General features: G+C 24.5%; 4 protein-coding genes. All 4 read left to right on the forward strand.

Annotated elements, in window-relative coordinates:
- The first annotated feature begins 429 nt into the window (after window positions 1-429).
- On the forward strand, window positions 430-603 hold the full coding sequence (locus AJ884_RS09925) for a hypothetical protein (protein ID WP_153882527.1): 174 nt from the start codon (window positions 430-432) through the stop codon (window positions 601-603).
- 986 nt (window positions 604-1,589) lie between these two features.
- Entirely contained in the window at window positions 1,590-1,991 is a 402-nt protein-coding gene (locus AJ884_RS05045; RefSeq protein ID WP_070286475.1) for a methyltransferase, read from the forward strand.
- Window positions 1,992-2,072: 81 nt separating this feature from the next.
- Window positions 2,073-2,756: a hypothetical protein gene (locus AJ884_RS05050; RefSeq protein WP_052521792.1), complete on the forward strand. Its 684-nt coding sequence runs from the start codon at window positions 2,073-2,075 to the stop codon at window positions 2,754-2,756.
- Window positions 2,756-3,495 (forward strand): lipase family protein (locus AJ884_RS05055; protein WP_250540850.1); only part of this gene is annotated, 740 nt, incomplete at its 3' end. The genes AJ884_RS05050 and AJ884_RS05055, both read left to right, overlap by 1 nt.

Raw genomic sequence — 3,495 nt, forward strand, 5'->3', positions numbered from 1 at the left:
AAACCACAAAATTACATCTTAATTTTAATAAAATAGAGAATCTAAGGAGATAACCCATGACATATATATTACTTCTTATTATAATTTCTACTATTCTTTCTTATCTTATATTAAAATTTATTTATAAAATCATCTTTAAATCTACAAAAAGCGTTTCAAAGTTTTTAGTCTTTCTTGGAAGTATAGGCTTAATTATCTTTTATTATACTCCTTATTCTTATTATTTAGAGCCTAGTTATTGGCAATTTAGGAATATGTGTAAGTTAAATGAACTTCCTAAAGTATAATAAGATTCTAGGGTATTTTGATAAAAAGTTAGGCGGCATAGATGATTTTCGACATGTAAAAAAATATAGTAGGATAGAAATGTGGCTTTATATATTACGATGATACTTCAAAACTCCTTCAAATTTTCAAGAAAAGATAGAGATGGATAATATTGTACTAAAAACAAAAAATATGCAAATGTCTTTACACAAGATTGTTGATATGCATATAAGTCCATATTGGAATACTAGAAGGTATGTGTTAGAAGGCAATGAGGGTAATATGAATTTTGAGTTTATAGAGGATGGGCTCGCTTGTGGTAATCTTTATCAATAATAATATAAGGAATAAATCAACAATTTAAAAGATTATACAGAATTTGTGTAAGCTAGTTATTTTAATTTTGTTTATACTGAAGGACAAAAAGCTTTAGGATTTAAAATATCTAAAACTAGATTTTTTAAAGATAAGAGTGAATTAGAAAAATTGGACTATTTTAAAGCATTACATGATGAATATAATGGATATTTGGTTATAGATGATTCTTTATTTTTTATGTGAAACTAAATGGAGATTTTAGAGAATTACAAGCTAGAAATTTTTCTCAAAGATATGAGATTAAATTTCATCAGCCCAACACTACAAATTGTCTTATGAAAAAACAGAGAAAATTAAGAGGAGTTAATAAATGCTAGAATTCTTTGTTAATCTTTTAATATTTATTCTTATATTTTTCTTTTTTGTTTTTATATTTTCTATTATTTTATATTTTATCTTTAAAATTTTTTATAAATTAAAAAATAAAACAAAAACTATAAATTTTAAAACAATATTTAAAAAATTTACTTTGTTTCTTTTACCTGTATATCTTTTATTATTCTTAGTAGGAGGATGTTCTTATAAATATATGGATCCGCAGTATTATGAGTTTAAGAGCTTGTGTAAAGATATAGATAATAAAGTAATAATTTACAATAAAGCTTATTGGGAATTGTATAGCGATTTTACAAAAAAAAGCCTTCTATAGAAAAACGAGTTAAGGATGATGGTTATGAATATTTTTATTATGAAAAACTTAATGAAACATTTGCTTATTATGATATAGAAGATATGATCAAATCTAAGAAACGAAATGGCAATATTATAACCATAGTATATGATAAAAAATATAAAAAAATGCCTAAGCCTTTTGCTACATATATAAGATATAAATATGAAAATGATGGTGTATTCTTAAGAGGCGATGAGGGCTCTGGATTATATTTTAGATATGAAGAAGTATTCACTTGTAGCTATTTTGATAATTTTAAGTAAGGATATAAATGAGCAAAAACATTAAAACACAAGAAGCTAAATTAGACTTAATCACTAAATTTTTAGACTATGCTAATTGTGCAGATGCTAGTTATGCTTTATTAGATCCAGTTTTTACAGGTGTTATTATTGATAAACAAGAAAAGGAGTTAGAAAAAGATTTAGATACCCAAAGACTAGGTGATAAACATAATAATCAAAATTCTACCTATGCAAGAGCTATACAAGCTCGTTTTGAACAAAATAAAATAGTTAAAATAGAACCTAAATATTGTATTTCTCTTATAAATACTTGTTTTGATAGTAAAGAAATAACATTGGATAATGATATTAGTAGGGTAGGATTGAATGATGCACTGAGTAAAAGAACTATTGATTTTGTAAATAGATTTAAACTTTTAAAACATTAGTCTAACACTTTAAGTGGCTTTAGTGCTATTTTGTTTGAAGATGCTAAAGATAATAATCAAAGTAATATAGGATAAAAATATATGAAAAACAAGCTCTATCATTATTTTAACAATAAAGAAAATTCAAATGATTTAAAAAAACAATTCTTTAAAAATATAAAACAAGCTTTATTTTATCTTTTTCTTGTCATCTTAACTTTTTATAATATTACTTATTTAACTCTTTTAACCTTTTTCCCTTTTCCTTTCTTTGGATGGATTAGCTTGTTTATACTTTCTACTATATGGGTATATTTATTTTTAAAGCTTGTCTTTTATCTTGTCTTTAAAATTTTTAATATTGATAAAAAAATTAAAAAGTTTTATTTATTTTTACCTTATCCATTATTCATGCTTCTTTGGTTTGGATACTCTTTTGTACCTCTTGAATGGCAAAGTAGTTTTAAAGAATTTGAGAGTTTGTGTGAGAAGGCTGATTCTAAGGCGGTTATTTATGATGCAAAAAATATTATAAGTCTTTGGGATAATTATAAAAAAATAAACAAGGATATTTTATTCAACATAACAGAGCAATATGTAGATTTTAGAATAAAAAAAATTATTATTTTATGGTACTATAAGGACGGCAAAAATACAATACAAGAATATAAAATAGACAATACATACTCTTGGCTTGACATAGGTATGTTTGCTAAATACAAAAGAAAAATGATATGCTATGATATTCGAAAATATAAAGAATTACAAGAAAAAAGAGGCTACTAATGTATGAAAAACAAGCCAAATATATGAAACTTTATAAATATGCTAGAATGTGCTGGGCTAGTTATTTTTATTTTGATTTTTTAAATACTAGAAATATATTTGAGTTAGATTTTAATCAAGAAAAAATTCAAGAAGAAAATTCTCTTAGAGGCTATAGAGAAATAAAGGTAAATTTAGAACATGTTGTCAGTCAAAAACATAAAGATAAAGAAGTATTGATTGATTTAAGACAAGATGATGCTTGGCAATCAAAAATGTTAAATTTCTTTGATGAAAAGACAAATTTTGATAAACTAAATGGAGAATTTGGAGAATTACGGACTAAAAATTTCATTCAAAGATATGAGGTTCAATTTCATCAGCCTAACACTACAAGTGGCTTTAGTGCTACTTTGTTTTATGATAAAGAAAAAGATGAATTTATAGTAGGATTTAGGGGAACTGAAACTGATAATTTTATTAGCTCGATTCAAGATATAGTTCAAGACATAACTCTATCCCTCAATGGCAATATCCAATCTTCTTTTCTTTTAGAATTTTTAGAACAAGTAAATAAAATAATCAAAAACAAACACAAAAGAATTATATTTGTAGGACATTCATTGGGTGGGTATTTAGCTCAAATGGCTTTGATATATTGCGATATTAAATATAAAGACAAATTATCTTTTAGCCCTAATGAAGTTTATACTTTTAATTCCCCTAGTGTTTATGGTTGGAATTTTCCTAATATAGCTAT

It is taken from the genome of Campylobacter sp. BCW_6463 (assembly GCF_001762785.1).
Lineage (GTDB): Bacteria > Campylobacterota > Campylobacteria > Campylobacterales > Campylobacteraceae > Campylobacter_D > Campylobacter_D jejuni.